The following is a 16,631-nucleotide window of genomic DNA, read 5'->3' on the forward strand; positions in this document are numbered from 1 at the left end:
CAAAAATGCCTAAAAATAATTAAGATTTTAACAACTGAAAAAATTACCAGTCTTTTTCTTGTTTTACTTTTCTTCCTTTTGATTTTTGCGCATTCATTTTTTTCTGTGTCTTATTTTCTTCGTTGTTCAAACTCTCTAGCAGTTGTTTCATTTGCTCAGGAGTCATGTTACCTTGTTGAGGTTTAGGTTGTTGATTTTGTTTGTCTTTTTGGTCTTGATTAGGTTTTTGCTGATTGTTTTGATCATCGTTTTTCTGATCTTGGTTATCATCCTTTTTGTCCTTATCGTCGCCTTTTTGATCTTTATTTTTATCGTTTTGTTTGTCTTTGTCGTCTTGCTCTTGCTGATCTTTATTCTGTTGATTCTGATCTTGTTGGTCTTTGTTTTTATCCTTGTCGTCCTTTTGATCTTGCTGTTGTTTTTTAGCTTCTTTTTGAGCAACTGCTAAATTATAACGAGTTTCATCATCATTCGGATTTCTTCGTAAAGCATTTTTAAAAGCTTCTACAGCTTGTTCGTATTGCTTTTCTTCCATCATAGCATTACCAATATTGTGGTAAGCCTCAGCTTGCTCTATTTTATTTTTTGAGGTTTTGGTGGTTACTTCAAACTGTTCAATAGCTTCTTTGTACTTTTTTTCTTGATATAAAGTGTTTCCGAAGTTATAACTTGCTTTTTCATACTTACTGTTTTTGCCTAAGGCTTTTCGGTAAGCAATGGCAGCATCGCTATATTTTTCTTTGTTGTAAAGCTTGTTTCCGTCTCGTAATAAAGCACGTGCTTCACGCTGTAACTTCAACGTGTCTTGTTGTGCGTTTACCGTAGCCGATAAAGCAAAAGCAAGGATTATTAGGATGTTTTGTAAATATTTCATTCTATCATTCAATACTTAACGGAGTTTACGACTCCTCATTAAATAAATCTACTTTCTTTAACCACTTGGTCTTTTTGTCGAACAAAAACATATCGAGAATTAAAAACAACAACCCAATAGCTACAAACCATTGAAATTGGTCTTTGTAGTCAGAGAATTGTTTAGTTTCAAACTCACTTTTTTGTGCATTGCCAATAATTTTTTCGATAGCCTCAACCGGATTTTCAGTTTTATTTCCATCAAAATATTGTCCGTCAGAAGCATCAGCAATTCCTTGTAAAACATCGGGTTTACGTTGGGTAATTACTGTTTCTCCCATTCTATCTTTTTTATAACCAATAAGTGCGCCATTTAATTTTATAGGAATTGGACCTCCTTTTTCAGTACCTACACCTACGGTGTATACTTTTACACCTTCGTTGGCAATATTTTGCGCAACTTGTTTAGTTTCTTCTTGATGATCTTCACCATCAGAGATTATAATTAAAAAGCGATTGGTTTGCTCGTCGTTATCGTAATAAGTTTTTGCTAAGTTTAAGGCTTCGTTTATAGCGGTACCTTGACTTGAAACCATATCAGGATTTGCATTTTGCAAAAACATTTTTGCTGCTGCGTGATCGGTTGTTATTGGAAGTAACGGATACGCATTTCCTGCATAAATGATAATACCAACTCTATCGCTTCCTAATTTATCAATCGTTTTAGAAATAATTTGTTTAGCTTTTTCTAGTCGATTTGGAGCAATATCTTCTGCTAACATACTTTTAGAAACATCTAAAGCAAAAACAACATCAACACCTTCTCTTTTTACAGTTTTAAGTTTGGAACCCATTTTAGGGTTTACCAAAGACAGAATTAAAAAAGAGAGTCCTAAAATAAAAACAATCAATTTTAAAACGGATTTAAAAGTGGAAGTGTTTGGTGCTATTCTGGTTAAAAGAATAGTGTTTGCGAATTTTTTCTGTGTTCGTTTTTTCCACCATAAAACCAACAGGAAAACCACAACTATTATGGGAATAATTGCAAAAAGGTAAAAATATATTGGTTCTTCTAGTTTGTACATCCTTCGGATAGTTTAATTGTTGATGTGTTTAATGGTTTAACTGTGCTTTTCGTAAAGAATTCAAAACTACACAACTCTATATAAAACTCTTAAACAGTGTGTTTTTCAGCAAAAACTCTAGTAATAAAAAGATTCCTGCTAAGAACACGAGTAAGCGATATTTTTCAGAATAATTATAGTATTTAAACTCTTCTATTTTTGTTTTTTCTAGCTTGTCAATTTCGTCGTAAATTTCTTTAAGCTTCGTATTGTTTGTGGCTCTAAAATATTTTCCGTTGGTTTCGGAAGCTATATGTTTTAGTAAGGCTTCGTCAATTTCTACAGGTTGATTTTTAAATGAAATCTTACCTGTTCTTGGGTCTCTTGCCCAAGGTACAGGAGCCATTCCGTTAGTTCCGATACCAATAGTGTATACTTTTATTTCGTTACCTTTTGCTAGCTCCGTAGCTGTTTTAGGATCAACAAAACCAGCATTATTTACTCCGTCTGTCAACAGAATAATTACTTTACTTTTTGCTTTACTTTCTTTTAATCTGTTTACGGCAGAGCCTAAGCCCATTCCGATAGCGGTACCATCCTCTAATTGTCCCCATTTAATTTCAGAAATGGTTCTTTTTACAATGGATTTATCACTAGTAATAGGAGTTTGTGTAAAACTTTCACCAGCATACACAACGATACCAATACGATCATTCGGACGACGATTCACAAAATCAGTAGCTACTCTTTTTAAAGCTTCCAATCGGTTTGGTTGTAAATCTTTGGCTAACATACTTGCCGAAACATCAATAGCCATTACAATATCAATACCGCGATTTGTTTTTGTTTTCTTGCTAACAGCTACGTTTCTTGGACGAGCCAAAGCAATGATTAAACAAGTCAATGCAAGTAGTCTTAACAAGTACAGTAAAGGTTTTAATTTAGGTAAAATAGAACCTTGTGTTTTAAAACCTTTGGTGCTTGGTATTTTTAATTTTGCACTATCTTTTTTTCGGCTATAGAAACTCCAAAAAGCTAATAGAGGAATCAATATTAGCAACCATAAAAACTCGGGACTATGAAACTCAAAATTACTCCACTCCATCTTCTTCTATTTGTTTTTTTGGTTTCAAATTATCAATAATAAAGGTAGCATTTTTACGGTCTCCTTCTATTTCATGTGATAAAGGCTTTGACTTTGCAAACTTTACTAAATCGGATTCTTGTAATAATCCTTTTAACTTTTCAATAGTTTCTTTAGTCGTTTCTATTGATTTTGTGTCGTTAAAATCTTTTAAAACACTAATTAATTCATCCGTGGTGCTTTCTAGAGCAGGAACGTGTAACTCTCGTTCAATATACCCTCTAATAATGTCGGTTAACTCGCTGTAATATTGTTTTACTTGATTATTCTGCCACAATAATTTTTTATCTAGCTCTTCTAATTTTTGCATTGCTTCTTCATAAGGAGCCAATAACGGAACAACAACTTTTTCTTGTTGTTCTTTTTTCTTTTTGAAAACAAAGAAGTAGAGTAGTAGTGCAATAACAGCTAAAACTATCACAGCCCACCAGATATACTGTTTAAAATCATCAAATTGATACGGTTCCCCTTTGATTCCTTTAATAGGGAATTTTTTAACCTTGGTGGTATCGATAGGAACAGTAGCAACATTTACAAGTAAACTATCAGTTAAATAGGCTTGATTTCTAATAAATATTTGCTGCCTAGGAATGTAAAATGCACCACTATCAAATCCTGTTAAAATATATTTTTGAACCAGTTTGTTTTCAATAGTGTCAATTTTTAGGGTATCGATTACTTCCAATCCTTTTAAATCTTCTAACTTAGGGATGATGACATTTTCGGTAGCATCAACAGATATTTTATATTGAAATTGTTCTCCAATTCTAATGCTGGTAGTGTCAATTTCAGCTTTTACCTGAGGTTGTTGTGCAAAGGTAAAAGAAGCTAAAAACAAGCATAAATAAAAAAAGTTGTATTTCATTCTTATCCTTTTCTTTTAAAATAACCTAATAATTTACGCACATAGCTTTCATCAACTCTTGTGCTAATAGTGCCTGCGCCACTTTTTGTAAACGAATTTTCAAAATAATCAGCTAAACGTAAGGCATTGGCTTTGTAATGTGTTCTTACATTTTTAGAACTCGTATTTACCAAATGTGTTTTGCCTGTCTCTGCATCTAACATTTGAACCATTCCTAAATTCGGAATTTCTTCATCGTGTTTATCGTATACGCGAATACCCGTTACATCGTGCTTATTACCAACAATTTTTAAAGTACGCTCATAATTATCATCCATAAAATCAGAAAGCATAAAAACAATAGCTTTCTTTTTCATAATGTTGGATAAAAATTTTAAAGCCTCACTAATGTTGGTTTGTTTGCTTTTTGGTTGAAATTCTATAAGCTCACGAATAATTCGTAATACGTGACTTTTTCCTTTTTTAGGCGGAATGTATAACTCAACCTGATCAGAAAACAGAATTAATCCAACCTTATCGTTATTTTGAATGGCAGAAAATGCTAATGTTGCAGCAATTTCTGTTATGGTATCTTTTTTAAATTGTTCAGAAGTACCAAAAAATTCAGAACCTGAAACATCGACTACCAACATCATAGTAAGTTCGCGTTCTTCTTCAAAAACTTTTACATAAGGTTCATTGTAACGCGCGGTAACATTCCAATCGATTGCTCTAATATCGTCTCCGTATTGATATTGGCGTACTTCAGAAAAAGTCATACCACGCCCTTTAAAGGTTGAGTGGTATTCTCCTCCAAAAATATGATTAGACAACCTACGTGTCTTAATTTCTATTTTTCGAACTTTTTTTAGTAATTCTTTTGTGTCCATTTTTTCAATTCTCAGTTAACAGTTATCAATAATCAGTAAAAATATTTTCAGCTGATAATTGTTCATTGATAATTGATTAAGGTACTTGTACTTCGTTAATAATAGAATTGATGATATCTATTGAAGTAATATTTTCTGCTTCTGCTTCGTAAGTAATTCCAATTCTGTGGCGTAATACGTCATTTACTACAGCTCTCACATCTTCAGGAATCACATATCCTCTTCGTTTAATAAAAGCATAACATTTTGCAGCTTTTGCTAAAGCGATACTACCACGAGGAGAAGATCCAAAACTTATTAATGGTTGCAGTTTTTCTAGGTTATATTTTTCAGGATAACGAGTTGCGAAAATGATATCTAAGATATATTTTTCGATTTTTTCATCCATATACACCTCATTAACTACTTGACGAGCTTTGATAATCTGGTTTATAGAAATTACAGGGTTTATTTTTTGAAAACTTCCATTTAAGTTTTGACGCATGATAAGTTGTTCGTCTTGTAATTTTGGATAGTCAATTACAGTTTTTAACATGAAACGGTCAACTTGTGCTTCAGGAAGTGGGTATGTACCTTCTTGTTCAACTGGGTTTTGAGTTGCCATTACTAAGAAAGGTTCGTCTAGTTTAAAAGTTTCGTCGCCAATAGTAATTTGACGTTCTTGCATAGCTTCTAACAATGCAGATTGCACTTTTGCAGGAGCACGGTTAATCTCATCTGCTAATACAAAGTTGGCAAAAATTGGTCCTTTTTTAATAGAGAAGTCATTCTCTTTTACGTTGTATATCATAGTACCTACAACATCAGCAGGTAGTAAGTCTGGAGTAAACTGAATACGGCTAAAACTTGCATCGATAGCTTTAGAAAGTGAGTTGATAGCTAGGGTTTTTGCTAAACCAGGAACACCTTCTAATAAGATATGACCGTTTCCTAAAAGCCCTATAAGTAATCGTTCAATCATGTGCTTTTGACCAACAATTACTTTATTCATTTCAGTAGTTAATAAATCTACAAAGGCACTCTCTCTTTCTATTTTTTCATTGATGGCTCTTACGTCTATATCCATAGTATTTGAAATAAATTAGAATTTTATGAAACAAAGCTACAATAATAAGAAAATAAGAGTTGTTAAAGTATGGTTAAAGGTAAAAAGCCATGATTGAGTGGTTTTTTGTTAAACAACAACGTTTCTATTTATATATATGTCAATTTTATATTAAAAAATTTGCTATTCTGATATAAAATTAACACTTTTAACATTGTATATAAACTAAATCTAATGAATACACTTATGAAAGCAAAAAACAAAATTTTTGTCTTTATTTTATTGATGTCATTTACATCAATGATTGGTCAGACAATTAAAGGTAAAGTGACTGATGAAAGTGGAACTCCACTTGCTTTGGTTAATGTTTTGGAAAAGGAGACAGTTAATGGGGTAAGTACGAATGAACAAGGTGAATTTGTACTCAATGTTAAACAGATGCCTGCTACGTTAGTGTTTTCTTCGGTGGGTTTTACCACGTTAGAAAAAACATTATATAATGTTTCATACGTTACTATAGTTTTAAAGGAAGATAATGTTTTAGAAGAAGTTGTGTTAACAGGTAACCGTGCTAAGCCTAGAACAATTTTAGATTCTGCAGTGCCTATTGATAATGTAAGTGTGAGAGAGTTGCAAGCTACAGGTCAAACAAATATAGACCAAATGTTAACGTACACGGTTCCTTCTTACAATTCAAGTAACCAAACAATTTCTGATGCAACTGCGCATTTTGATCCTGCCGATTTGCGTGGGCTAGGGCCAAGTAGAACTTTAGTTTTGGTAAATGGAAAGCGTAAGAACCAAAGTGCTTTGGTGTATGTAAATGATACACCAGGTAAAGGAGAAGTTGGAGTAGATATGAAAAGTATTCCTACAGCTGCTATTGAAAGAGTAGAGATTTTACGTGATGGAGCTTCGGCTCAATATGGTTCTGATGCCGTAGCTGGAGTTGTAAACATTATTTTAAAGAAAAATATTGAATTTACTCAAGTAAATGTAAACTCTGGGGTAACGAAAGAAGGAGACGGATTTAATATTGATGGAGATGTTAACCATACATTTACCTTTGGTGAAGGAGGTTTTGTGAATGCTACACTTGGTTTAAGTTATCAAGAGAAAACCGATAGGGCTGGTGAACCAGGAAAAGATGATTTGTTTGGTGTAGATAATCAATGGACACGAGATAATCCAGATTTAGGAATGATTATTGGACAGCCAGAAATGAAAAAAGGAGATTTGTTTGTGAATGCAGAATATCCTTTAAACGAGAATACTACACTATATGGTTTTGGAGGATTTAATATGCGACAAGGTAAAAGTTTTGCTCTTTATAGACCTCCATATTGGATTACAGATGATTTTGGATTGTTAACACCTCCAGGAGAAACTTATGATGGATTTCAACCAACCTTTGAAACAGATATTCAAGATATTTTGTTTACAGCAGGTAGTAGGTTTAAGTTAGGAGGATTTAATGCTGATTTAAGTGGTAGTTACGGACGTAACTCTGTTGATTATACTATAGGTAATACTATTAATGTAAGTTTAGGAGCTAATAGCCCTACTTCTTTTGATGCTGGAGCGTATGCTTTCAGTAATATTGTTGGGAACTTTGATATGAGTCGTTCTTTTGGAGATGTAAGTATAGGGTTTGGAGTTGAAGCAAGACAAGAACGTTTTGAGGTAACTGCTGGAGAAGAGGCTTCGTATATTGACGGGGGAGCACAATCATTTCCAGGTTTACAACCAGGTAATGCTTTAAATGAAACAAGAACTAATATAGGTGGTTATGGGACATTAGATTGGGATGTCTCAGAAGATTTTTTAATAGGGGGAGCAGTTCGTTATGAGAATTATTCAGATTTTGGAGATAATTTTTCATGGAAAGTAAATTCTAGATATAAATTAGGAGAAGCAGGAGTGTTACGAGCTTCATATAGTACTGGGTTTAGAGCACCTTCGTTACATCAAGTATATTTAAGTAATGTACAAACTTTGGTTTCTGGAGGTACAATCTCTAATCAAGGAACATTCAACAACGTTAGTCCTGTGATTAAAGATTTAGGAGTAGCTTCATTGTTTGCAGAAACATCAAAAAATATTTCAGCAGGATTAACTGTTAAGGCTTCTAATGATTTTACTATTTCATTAGACTATTATAATGTTAAAGTAGAAGATAGAGTTGTGTTTTCTGGAGAAATAGGAGGAACTGATGATGACGGTAATCCAAATGCAGATGTTCAACAGATTTTAGATGATAACTCAGTAACAAGTATTAAGTTTTTTATCAATGCTGCTGATACTAAAACAGAAGGTTTTGATTATACAATGCGTTATAAAAATATCGATTTTGCGGCAGGTAAATTAGGGTTAAACTTAGCATTAAACATCAATAAAACTAAACTAGAAGGAGAAGTAAAAACCCCAACTAAGTTGGCAAATTATAAGAATGCTATTTTTAATAGAAAAGAGCAGTCAAGAATTATTAGTGCAAGACCAAATACCAAACTTTTGTTTGGTGCAGATTACAAGTATAAAAAGTTTACCGCTTTTTTAAATAACACCTATTTTGGAGAAGTAACTTGGCAACATGCAACAGATCCCAATAAAGATCAAACATTTAGTGGGAAAGTAATAACTGACGTGTCTTTTGGTTATGAATTTTCAGATATGATTTCGTTTAATGCTCAGGTAAATAATTTATTTGATGTGTACCCAGATGAAATTGATACCAAAGGAGATGTTGTAACTGATTTAGGAGGGCGTTTTAAGTATCCATGGGAGGTAAATCAATTTGGATTTAATGGAATGACTTTTAAAGCAGGATTAACTTTTAAGTTCTAAGCTTAATTGTTAGATAAAAAAGAGCACCTTTTTGAGGTGCTCTTTTTATTGTTTATATTCTTTTAAAAATAGTTTATCGTTTTCAAAAACCGCATAGGTATAATACTGAATCCAATCCCCTGTATTAAGGTAAACACTGTTCTCTTTAAGTTGAATTTCTAAAGGAAGATGTCTGTGTCCAAAAACAAAATAATCGTAGTGTTTGGTTTCTAATTTACGTTTACAATATTGTACTAGCCATTCATTGTCTTCGCCTAAAAATTTAGCATCCTCATCACCAGAAATCAATTTGTTTTTAACCGACATGTATTGTCCTAATCGAACACCTAAATCTGGATGTAGCCAACGAAACATCCATTGAAATAGCGGGAATGTAAACACTTTTTTCATACGTTTATACCCTTTGTCTCCAGGTCCTAACCCATCACCATGGCCTATTAAAAATAATTTATCGTTGATTTTAAATTCTTGAGGTGAATGAAATACAGGAATGTTTAATTCCTTTTCAAAATAATCATGCATCCATAAATCATGATTTCCAACAAAAAAGTAAATCGGAATACCACTATCTTTTATTTCAGCAAGTTTACCTAAAACACGAACAAAGCCTTTAGGTACTACAGTTTTGTATTCGAACCAAAAATCAAATAAATCACCTAAAATAAAAATAGCCTCAGCATCTTTCTTAACTTCGTTTAACCATGCAACAAACTTTTGTTCACGAGGAAAACTAGCTTCAGAAGTTGGAGCTCCTAAATGTTGGTCAGAAGCAAAATAGACTTTTTTATTCTCAGAAGTATTGATTGAAATCAAATCGTAAATTTTGGTAAAAATAAGTATTTTACCTAGAGTTTACACAAACAAATTTTGGCTACATTTGTTTTCGTATTTACAAAAACTCTTGTTGATGAATCCATTTGATGATGCCTACTTTATGAGAAAAGCTTTTCAAGAAGCTGAGTTAGCTTTTGATAAAGGAGAGGTTCCTGTTGGTGCAGTTATTGTTTTTAAAAATCAAATAATAGCACGAGCACATAACTTAACAGAGTTGTTAAATGATGTTACCGCACATGCTGAAATGCAAGCGTTTACTGCAGCAGCAGACTTTTTAGGTGGAAAGTATTTAAAAGACTGTACTTTGTATGTTACATTAGAACCTTGCCAGATGTGTGCAGGAGCGAGTTACTGGACGCAAATAGGTAAAATAGTGTACGGAGCAAGTGAACCAAAGCTTGGTTTTAGTGTATTAAAAACAAAATTACATCCAAAAACAAAGGTAATATCAGGGGTTTTAGAAGAAGAATGCGGGTTTTTGTTGAAGAAATTTTTTATTGAAAAACGCAATTTGAATTAAGTTGCCATCCCTGCGTAGGCAGGAATCTTTTTAGGATGCGAAGCTGAAACGAGTTTAGCTTGACGAAAATTAGAATAGTGTTTGTTGTTTTGCTCCACTTTCGTGTTCCAATAACCATTTTTTACGCCAAATACCCCCTGCATATCCTGTTAATGAGCCATCAGAACCTACAACTCTGTGGCACGGAATAACGATCCAAATAGGGTTTTTACCATTCACTGAAGCTACAGCACGAATGGCTTTGACATCTCCTAACTGTTTGGTTTGTTCTAAATACGTTCTGGTGCTACCAAAAGGAATATGTAATAGCTCATTCCAAACCGATTGCTGAAAGATTGTTCCTTGAGGATTCAATTGTAAATCAAACGCTGTTCTTGTTCCTGCAAAATACTCGTCCAATTGTGTAACACATTCTTGTAAATAAGCAGGAACATCTTTTTGAGTACTGATTGGAGTTGAGGTATCTTCATCTAGTACGGAGATTGATTGGATTCCGCTTTCATCACCTTCAATTTTGGCAATCCCAATAGGAGTTTTATAATATGTAGTTTGTAGGTTAGACACCAAAAACGTCTTTAGAGTTCTGTGTTGTAATTTCCGAAATTTCATCGAAAGTTAATCCGTAAATATCTACTAACTTATCTACAACATTGGTAATATAGCTACTCTCATTACGTTTTCCTCGGTACGGAGTAGGAGCTAGGTAAGGAGAATCGGTTTCTAAAACAATGTGTTTGATGTCTATTTGGTTTAGGAACTTGTCAATCTTTCCATTTTTAAAAGTCGCTACACCACCAATTCCTAATTTCATGTTATAAGAAATTGCTTTCTCAGCTTGTTCTAAGGTTCCTGTAAAACAGTGGAAAATTCCGTATAAATCGTCTCCTTTTTCAGTTTCTAAAACTTCAAAAATTTCATCAAAGGCATCACGACAGTGGATAACAATCGGCAATTGTTTTTCTTTAGCCCATTGAATTTGCGTACGAAAAGCTTCTTGTTGTTGTGGTAAAAATGATTTATCCCAATACAAATCGATACCAATTTCACCAATTGCATAAAAATCACGTTGGTCTAACCATTCTTTTACATGCGCTAATTCTTCTTGGTAGTTTTCTTTTACCGAAGTTGGGTGTAACCCCATCATTAAAAACACATCGTTCGGGTAGTTTTTTTCTAAATCGAACATACGTTCAGTATAAGAACTATCAATCGCAGGAATAAAGAAACGAGAAACCCCAGTATCTTTTGCACGTTGTATCATTTCGTTTCTATCTTCATCAAACTGGCTTGAGTATAGGTGTGTATGTGTATCGGTTATCATAATTTTAATAGAAATCCCTTTCGACTGTGTTCAAGGGTACATTGTATTATATTGTATCTTTGCGAGGACAAAAGTACAAGAAATGGCAAGTTTGAAAAAAGTATTACGAAAAAAGAAATACATCAAAATAAAACTCAAAAAAATGGTGACTAATCATTTGGAGTTAACTGCTGAAATTAATGGGGTGAAGGGAGCTTTTATTCTGGATACAGGAGCGTCTAATTCATGTGTTGGATTGGATTTAATTGAGCGTTTTAAACTTGTTTCTGAAGAGAGTGAGGTAAAAGCAGCAGGAGCTGGAGCAACCGATATGGAAACACACAAGTCGGAAAATAATTCATTGAAAATAGGGAAGTGGAAAACTGAAGCTTGTGATTTAGTATTGTTTGACTTAACGCATGTAAATACTGCCTTAAAACAACATAATGCACAAGAAGTTGATGGGATTATTGGTGCAGATATTTTAGAAGCTGGAAAAGCGTTTATAGATTACAATAAAAAAGCATTGTATTTAAAGAAGCCAAAAAAGAAAAAGGTTAGAAAATTGAAAGTTCCTTTTTAATCGCAGGGCGATAGCCAATTGTTTATCATAGGAAGATTTATAAAAAGTAGCGCTTACTAACAAAAAAGACCTCACAGATTTTAGAAAGTTGTGAGGTCTTTTTTTATAAAGGATTTTTAGTTTTAACTTAAAACTTCTTTAATTCTCTTGATAGCTTCACGTAATTGTAATTCAGAAGCAGCATACGATAAACGGATACAGTCTGGAGCGCCAAAGGCTTCACCAGTAACTGTAGCTACATTAGCTTCTTCTAATAACAACATAGAAAAATCGTTAGCATCTTTAATTTCTTTTCCACGGATGGTTTTTCCGAAGAAATCAGAAATATCTGGGAAAATATAAAAAGCACCTTCAGGTACGTTTAATTTGAAACCGTCAATTTCACCTAGTAATTGTAATACTAAATCTCTACGGTTTTTAAACTCATCTACCATGTACTGTACTTTTTCTGGCGATGCTTTTACAGCGGTAATTGCAGCACGTTGTGCAATACAGTTGGTTCCTGAAGTAATTTGACCTTGCATTTTTGTACACGCTTTAGCAATCCATTCAGGAGCACCAATATAACCGATTCTCCATCCTGTCATAGCAAATGCTTTCGCTAATCCGTTAACAGTAATGGTGCGGTCGTACATGCTTTCAATAGCAGCAAAGCTAAATGGCTTTGTTCCGTAGTTGATATGCTCGTAAATCTCGTCTGATAAGATATAGATGTTTGGATACTTCTCTAATACTTTAGCCAAAGCTCTGTATTCTTCCTCATTATAAATAGAACCACTAGGGTTAGTTGGTGAGTTGAAGAAAATCATCTTTGTTTTTGGTGTAATTGCTGCTTCTAATTGCTCTGGAGTGATTTTGAAATCAGTATCAATAGAAGAAGGAATTTCTGTATAGGTTGCTTCACATAACGTAGCAATTGCAGAATAGCTTACCCAATATGGAGCAGGTAATAACACTTCATCACCAGGATTTAACAATACTTGTGCTACGTTAGCAATAGATTGTTTTGCTCCTGTAGAAACTACAATTTGGTTTGGTGTGTATGTTAAGTCGTTATCACGCTTAAATTTTTCGCAAATAGCTTCTTTCAATTCTACATATCCGTCTACAGGAGTATATGAATTGTAATTTTGATTGATGGCTTCAATAGCGGCATCTTTAATAAAATCAGGAGTGTTAAAATCAGGCTCTCCTAAACTTAAACTGATGATATCTCTACCTTCAGCTTTTAATTCTCTTGCTTTAGCTGCCATAGCTAAAGTTTGCGATACAGGTAAACTGTTAATTCTGTTTGATAATGCGTTTGACATTGTGTTGTTATCTTGTGTGTTGATTATGCTAATTGAGGTTTTCTTCCTAACTCAGCTAAATGTCTGAAATGCTCAATAACTGCTCTACGAGTTGTTTTGTATTCGTTATAAGGAAGATTAAATTCCTTAGCAGTTTCTTTTACAATCTTAGCTAATTTATCATAATGAATATGAGAAATATGAGGAAAAATATGGTGTTCTACTTGATGATTTAATCCACCTGTATAGAAATTGATAAACCAGTTTTTAGGGGCAAAATTTGCAGTGGTATATAACTGATGAATAGCCCAGGTGTTTTTCATATTTCCGTCTTCATCAGGTAAAGGAGTTTCTGTTTTAGGAACGATGTGTGCTAATTGGAAAACTACACTTAAAATGATTCCTGCAGTATAGTGCATTACAAAAAATCCGATTAATACCTTCCACCAAGCAACATCTGTAACTACGATTGGTAATGCCAACCAAAGAGCATAATAAATCACTTTAGAAACCACTAATTTTGTCCATTCTTTTGCTGGGTTAGGGAATTCTCCGTACGATAATTTACGTTTTAAATAGCTATGCATCTGCTTAAAATCGGTAGTAATTGCCCAGTTAATAGTTAACAATCCGTATAAAAAGATTGAATAATATTTTTGAAATTTGTGAATCCATAACCATTGTGAGTGCTTTGAAAAACGGATGATTCTACCAGCATCCATGTCTTCATCATGATCTTGAATGTTTGTGTAGGTATGGTGTAATACATTGTGTTGTACTTTCCAGTTGTACACATTACCTGCTAAAATATAAATACTGCTTCCAAAAAGTTTGTTTACCCATTTTTTGCTTGAGAAAGATTCATGGTTAGCATCGTGCATTACATTCATTCCAACTCCAGCCATTCCAACTCCCATTAATACAGTTAAGGCTAATTTTATCCATTGAGACATATCAATAGTTAAAATTAATATGAAAGGAACAATAAAAATAGCTAACATAATTATTGCCTTTGTGTATAATTTCCAGTTTCCTGTACGTTTAATTTCGTTTTCTTTAAAGTATGTATTAACTCTTTTGTTTAAAGTTCTAAAGAACTTTGTTTTGTCTATTCTTGAGAAGTTTACTGTCGTCATTTGTTGTTTGTTTGTCTCGCAAAAATAAACGTTTTTGGTTCACGGTTATTGCTATAGACCAACTTTTTAACCAGATTAATATCTTTTACTTAAAAATTAACAATACCAAATTGTTTTTTATTTTTGCAGCGGAAAAAATCACTAGATGGAACTTATAAAAAAATACTTTGGCAATTTAACGGAAACACAATTAGAACAATTTTCTAAGTTGCAAGAATTGTATCAAGATTGGAATTTAAAAATTAACGTTGTTTCTCGTAAAGATATTGATGAATTGTATTTACGTCATGTATTACATTCATTAGGAATAGCGAAGGTAATGGAGTTTCAACCAGGAGCAAATGTGATGGATGTAGGTACTGGTGGAGGTTTTCCAGGAATTCCGTTGGCAATTTTATTTCCAGAAACGCAATTTCACTTGGTAGATTCTATTGGGAAGAAGATTAAAGTGGTTAACGAAGTAGTAGAAGGGTTAGGTTTACAAAATGTAAAAACGACTCACGGACGCGTAGAGGAGGTAGATGAAACCTATGATTTTATTGTAAGTAGAGCGGTAGCGCAAATGGAAACCTTTCATCGTTGGGTAAAAAATAAGGTAAAAAAGAAAGAAAACCACGCGTTGAAAAACGGAATTTTATATTTAAAAGGTGGTGACCTTACAGAAGAACTTGCGAACTTCCCTAAAGCCACCATTTATGATTTACCAGACTTTTTTGAAGAAGACTTCTTCGAAACTAAAAAAGTGGTGCACTTACCAATAAAGTTTAAAGGCTAGTTTTTATTGAAGAAAATACATACTGCATTTCAGATGCAATTTGTAAACTTCTTTCTGAGTATTTTTCTTTTTCAGAAGGTGTTCCATCATATAATTTTGGATCTTCATAAGTAACAGGTATCCTTTTATCAGCACCCGCGATAAACGGACATCCTTCATCTGCTTGTGAACAAGTCATAATAGCACAAAAGCTTGAGGTTGGATTAAAGTTATCGTCATACTTTTTAGAAAAACCTATAATAGATGGTGTGTTATCAGCATACTTTACTGCGTAAATAGGATTTGTTCCATCAGATAATTGTTGAATTTTAAATCCGTTATCAACTAAAGTAGTAACAACTGTTGAATTCATAGCGGTAGCTTCTGTACCACCAGAATAAGTGTTTACATTTGGTATTTGATAGTGATACGCCATAGTTTGCGCCCATACTTGCGACAAATGACTTCTTCTGGAGTTGTGTGTGCAAATAAAATTTAGGCTTATCATCTCCTTATTCTCCAGTTTTTCCTGAATATAGTTTACAAGCAGTTGTAAAACTTCTTTTCGTTCTTCTGAAACAGTTGGTAAGCTAGAAATAGTTTCCTGTAGTTCAGAAAATAGCGTTGAGGTTCTTGCTTTCATATTAACAACATCCTGAGTTTGGTGTACAAGCAGTTTGCTTTTGCAAATCAGCTAATTTCACTTTTGGTTTTTCTTGTGGAATTCCGCAGTTATCTTTCGCTAAACAATCTGTTTGTTTTGTAGTTAATAAGAAGTTAGTTCCGTCAAAATCTAATCCATACTTTCCAATCGTACTTCCTTGGTATTCTACTTCAATTTCTAAATCAGGAATGTTTAATACTTTTTCTGATAATTCAATTATGTGGATTAACTTCTCTGGATGCAATCTGTGATCATAATCATTCGCATTCCATAATTGAAAGTTTACCACTTCTTCATTTCTAACAACTCCACCACAATCGATAAAGTTTTTGGTAATTTTTCCTACTTCTGTTACGTGAAAATGATTAGGCACTAAGCTTCCGTCAGGTAATTGAAAAGCAATAGTTTTTAACGTACTTAAATGTTGTTTAATTTCTGATAGTTTCATGGTTTTGTTTTTTTTAATTGTAATATTACGATTAATGGTTTCAAATTTTTTTTAGCAACAACTCTGGTTATTCATATCAAGGTTTAAAAAAGAAGAAAGCAAGGTTTTAATTTCTTTCCAAGTTGATGGATTGATGCAATAGCAAACGCTAGTTCCTTCAATAGTTCCTTTAATGATACCAATCTTTTTTAATTCCTTTAAATGCTGCGAAATGGTAGGTTGCGCCAAACCGATTTCATTTACCAAGTCACCACACACGCAAGAATTCAATTTGAATAAGTGTTGTAAAATGGCAATACGAGCAGGATGTCCCAACACTTTTGCGATGGTAGCCAATTGATTTTGCTCTTCAGTAAATATTTCTGATTTGGTTAATCCCATTACTTAATCTGTATATTGCAATATTACGATTAATAAATA

At 33.3% G+C, this 16,631-nt stretch carries 18 protein-coding genes; 4 read left to right on the top strand and 14 right to left on the bottom strand.

The genetic code is table 11. The features are described 5' to 3' along the window. Nucleotides 1–43: 43 nt before the first annotated feature. The 6 genes from ACR9ES_RS09855 to ACR9ES_RS09880 form a co-directional block, all read right to left on the bottom strand. The gene (locus ACR9ES_RS09855; protein ID WP_435254091.1) at nucleotides 44–874 is read right to left on the bottom strand and encodes a tetratricopeptide repeat protein; all 831 of its coding nucleotides are present in this window, start codon (nucleotides 872–874) and stop codon (nucleotides 44–46) included. Nucleotides 875–899: 25 nt separating this feature from the next. After that, entirely contained in the window at nucleotides 900–1,937 is a 1,038-nt protein-coding gene (locus tag ACR9ES_RS09860; RefSeq protein ID WP_435254092.1) for a VWA domain-containing protein, read from the bottom strand. Nucleotides 1,938–2,013: 76 nt separating this feature from the next. Beyond that, entirely contained in the window at nucleotides 2,014–3,021 is a 1,008-nt protein-coding gene (locus tag ACR9ES_RS09865; RefSeq protein WP_435254093.1) for a vWA domain-containing protein, read from the bottom strand. After that, on the bottom strand, nucleotides 3,008–3,925 hold the full coding sequence (locus ACR9ES_RS09870) for a hypothetical protein (RefSeq protein ID WP_435254094.1): 918 nt from the start codon (nucleotides 3,923–3,925) through the stop codon (nucleotides 3,008–3,010). Before ACR9ES_RS09870 ends, ACR9ES_RS09865 begins: the two co-directional genes overlap by 14 nt. A gap of 2 nt (nucleotides 3,926–3,927) precedes the next feature. Then, entirely contained in the window at nucleotides 3,928–4,794 is an 867-nt protein-coding gene (locus ACR9ES_RS09875; RefSeq protein WP_435254095.1) for a DUF58 domain-containing protein, read from the bottom strand. 76 nt (nucleotides 4,795–4,870) lie between these two features. Continuing rightward, the gene (locus tag ACR9ES_RS09880; protein ID WP_435254096.1) at nucleotides 4,871–5,860 is read right to left on the bottom strand and encodes an AAA family ATPase; all 990 of its coding nucleotides are present in this window, start codon (nucleotides 5,858–5,860) and stop codon (nucleotides 4,871–4,873) included. Nucleotides 5,861–6,073: 213 nt separating this feature from the next. Here ACR9ES_RS09880 and ACR9ES_RS09885 point away from each other — a divergent pair, with 213 nt between their 5' ends. Further along, entirely contained in the window at nucleotides 6,074–8,683 is a 2,610-nt protein-coding gene (locus ACR9ES_RS09885; protein ID WP_435254097.1) for a TonB-dependent receptor, read from the top strand. 45 nt (nucleotides 8,684–8,728) lie between these two features. On the opposite strand, the gene ACR9ES_RS09890 is transcribed toward ACR9ES_RS09885, so the two are convergent. Further along, nucleotides 8,729–9,496 (bottom strand): UDP-2,3-diacylglucosamine diphosphatase, encoded by a 768-nt coding sequence (locus tag ACR9ES_RS09890; protein ID WP_435254098.1) that lies wholly within the window; start codon nucleotides 9,494–9,496, stop codon nucleotides 8,729–8,731. Nucleotides 9,497–9,587: 91 nt separating this feature from the next. Between ACR9ES_RS09890 and ACR9ES_RS09895 the strand changes: the two genes are divergently transcribed. Further along, nucleotides 9,588–10,037, top strand: a complete 450-nt coding sequence (locus ACR9ES_RS09895; RefSeq protein ID WP_435254099.1) for a nucleoside deaminase — start codon at nucleotides 9,588–9,590, stop codon at nucleotides 10,035–10,037. A 69-nt stretch (nucleotides 10,038–10,106) separates the two neighbouring features. Here ACR9ES_RS09895 and ACR9ES_RS09900 read toward each other — a convergent pair whose 3' ends face one another. After that, entirely contained in the window at nucleotides 10,107–10,601 is a 495-nt protein-coding gene (locus tag ACR9ES_RS09900) for a methylated-DNA--[protein]-cysteine S-methyltransferase (protein WP_435254100.1), read from the bottom strand. Then, complete coding sequence (locus ACR9ES_RS09905; protein WP_435254101.1) at nucleotides 10,594–11,358, bottom strand: TatD family hydrolase; 765 nt, start codon at nucleotides 11,356–11,358, stop codon at nucleotides 10,594–10,596. Before ACR9ES_RS09905 ends, ACR9ES_RS09900 begins: the two co-directional genes overlap by 8 nt. An 82-nt stretch (nucleotides 11,359–11,440) precedes the next feature. Between ACR9ES_RS09905 and ACR9ES_RS09910 the strand changes: the two genes are divergently transcribed. Further along, on the top strand, nucleotides 11,441–11,920 hold the full coding sequence (locus ACR9ES_RS09910) for a retropepsin-like aspartic protease (protein WP_435254102.1): 480 nt from the start codon (nucleotides 11,441–11,443) through the stop codon (nucleotides 11,918–11,920). Between the two features lie 122 nt (nucleotides 11,921–12,042). Here ACR9ES_RS09910 and ACR9ES_RS09915 read toward each other — a convergent pair whose 3' ends face one another. Next, nucleotides 12,043–13,230, bottom strand: a complete 1,188-nt coding sequence (locus ACR9ES_RS09915) for a pyridoxal phosphate-dependent aminotransferase (protein ID WP_435254103.1) — start codon at nucleotides 13,228–13,230, stop codon at nucleotides 12,043–12,045. Between the two features lie 23 nt (nucleotides 13,231–13,253). Then, nucleotides 13,254–14,345 carry a fatty acid desaturase family protein gene (locus tag ACR9ES_RS09920; RefSeq protein ID WP_435254104.1) on the bottom strand — a complete coding sequence of 364 codons (1,092 nt, stop codon included), beginning with the start codon at nucleotides 14,343–14,345 and terminating at the stop codon, nucleotides 13,254–13,256. A gap of 145 nt (nucleotides 14,346–14,490) precedes the next feature. Between ACR9ES_RS09920 and rsmG the strand changes: the two genes are divergently transcribed. Continuing rightward, nucleotides 14,491–15,120, top strand: a complete 630-nt coding sequence (gene rsmG / locus ACR9ES_RS09925) for a 16S rRNA (guanine(527)-N(7))-methyltransferase RsmG (RefSeq protein WP_435254105.1) — start codon at nucleotides 14,491–14,493, stop codon at nucleotides 15,118–15,120. Here the strand turns inward: rsmG and ACR9ES_RS09930 are convergent. The 3 genes from ACR9ES_RS09930 to ACR9ES_RS09940 are packed head-to-tail and all read right to left on the bottom strand — an operon-like array spanning nucleotide 15,110 to nucleotide 16,592. Then, nucleotides 15,110–15,742, bottom strand: a complete 633-nt coding sequence (locus tag ACR9ES_RS09930) for a low molecular weight phosphatase family protein (protein ID WP_435254106.1) — start codon at nucleotides 15,740–15,742, stop codon at nucleotides 15,110–15,112. The two genes, rsmG and ACR9ES_RS09930, sit on opposite strands and share 11 nt — an antisense overlap. Nucleotide 15,743: 1 nt before the next feature. Further along, entirely contained in the window at nucleotides 15,744–16,211 is a 468-nt protein-coding gene (locus ACR9ES_RS09935; RefSeq protein WP_435254107.1) for a DUF6428 family protein, read from the bottom strand. Between the two features lie 51 nt (nucleotides 16,212–16,262). After that, nucleotides 16,263–16,592, bottom strand: a complete 330-nt coding sequence (locus tag ACR9ES_RS09940) for an ArsR/SmtB family transcription factor (RefSeq protein WP_274634479.1) — start codon at nucleotides 16,590–16,592, stop codon at nucleotides 16,263–16,265. Nucleotides 16,593–16,631 lie beyond the last annotated feature (39 nt).

Origin of the sequence: Tenacibaculum sp. A30 (assembly GCF_051200845.1) — a bacterium.
GTDB lineage: Bacteria > Bacteroidota > Bacteroidia > Flavobacteriales > Flavobacteriaceae > Polaribacter.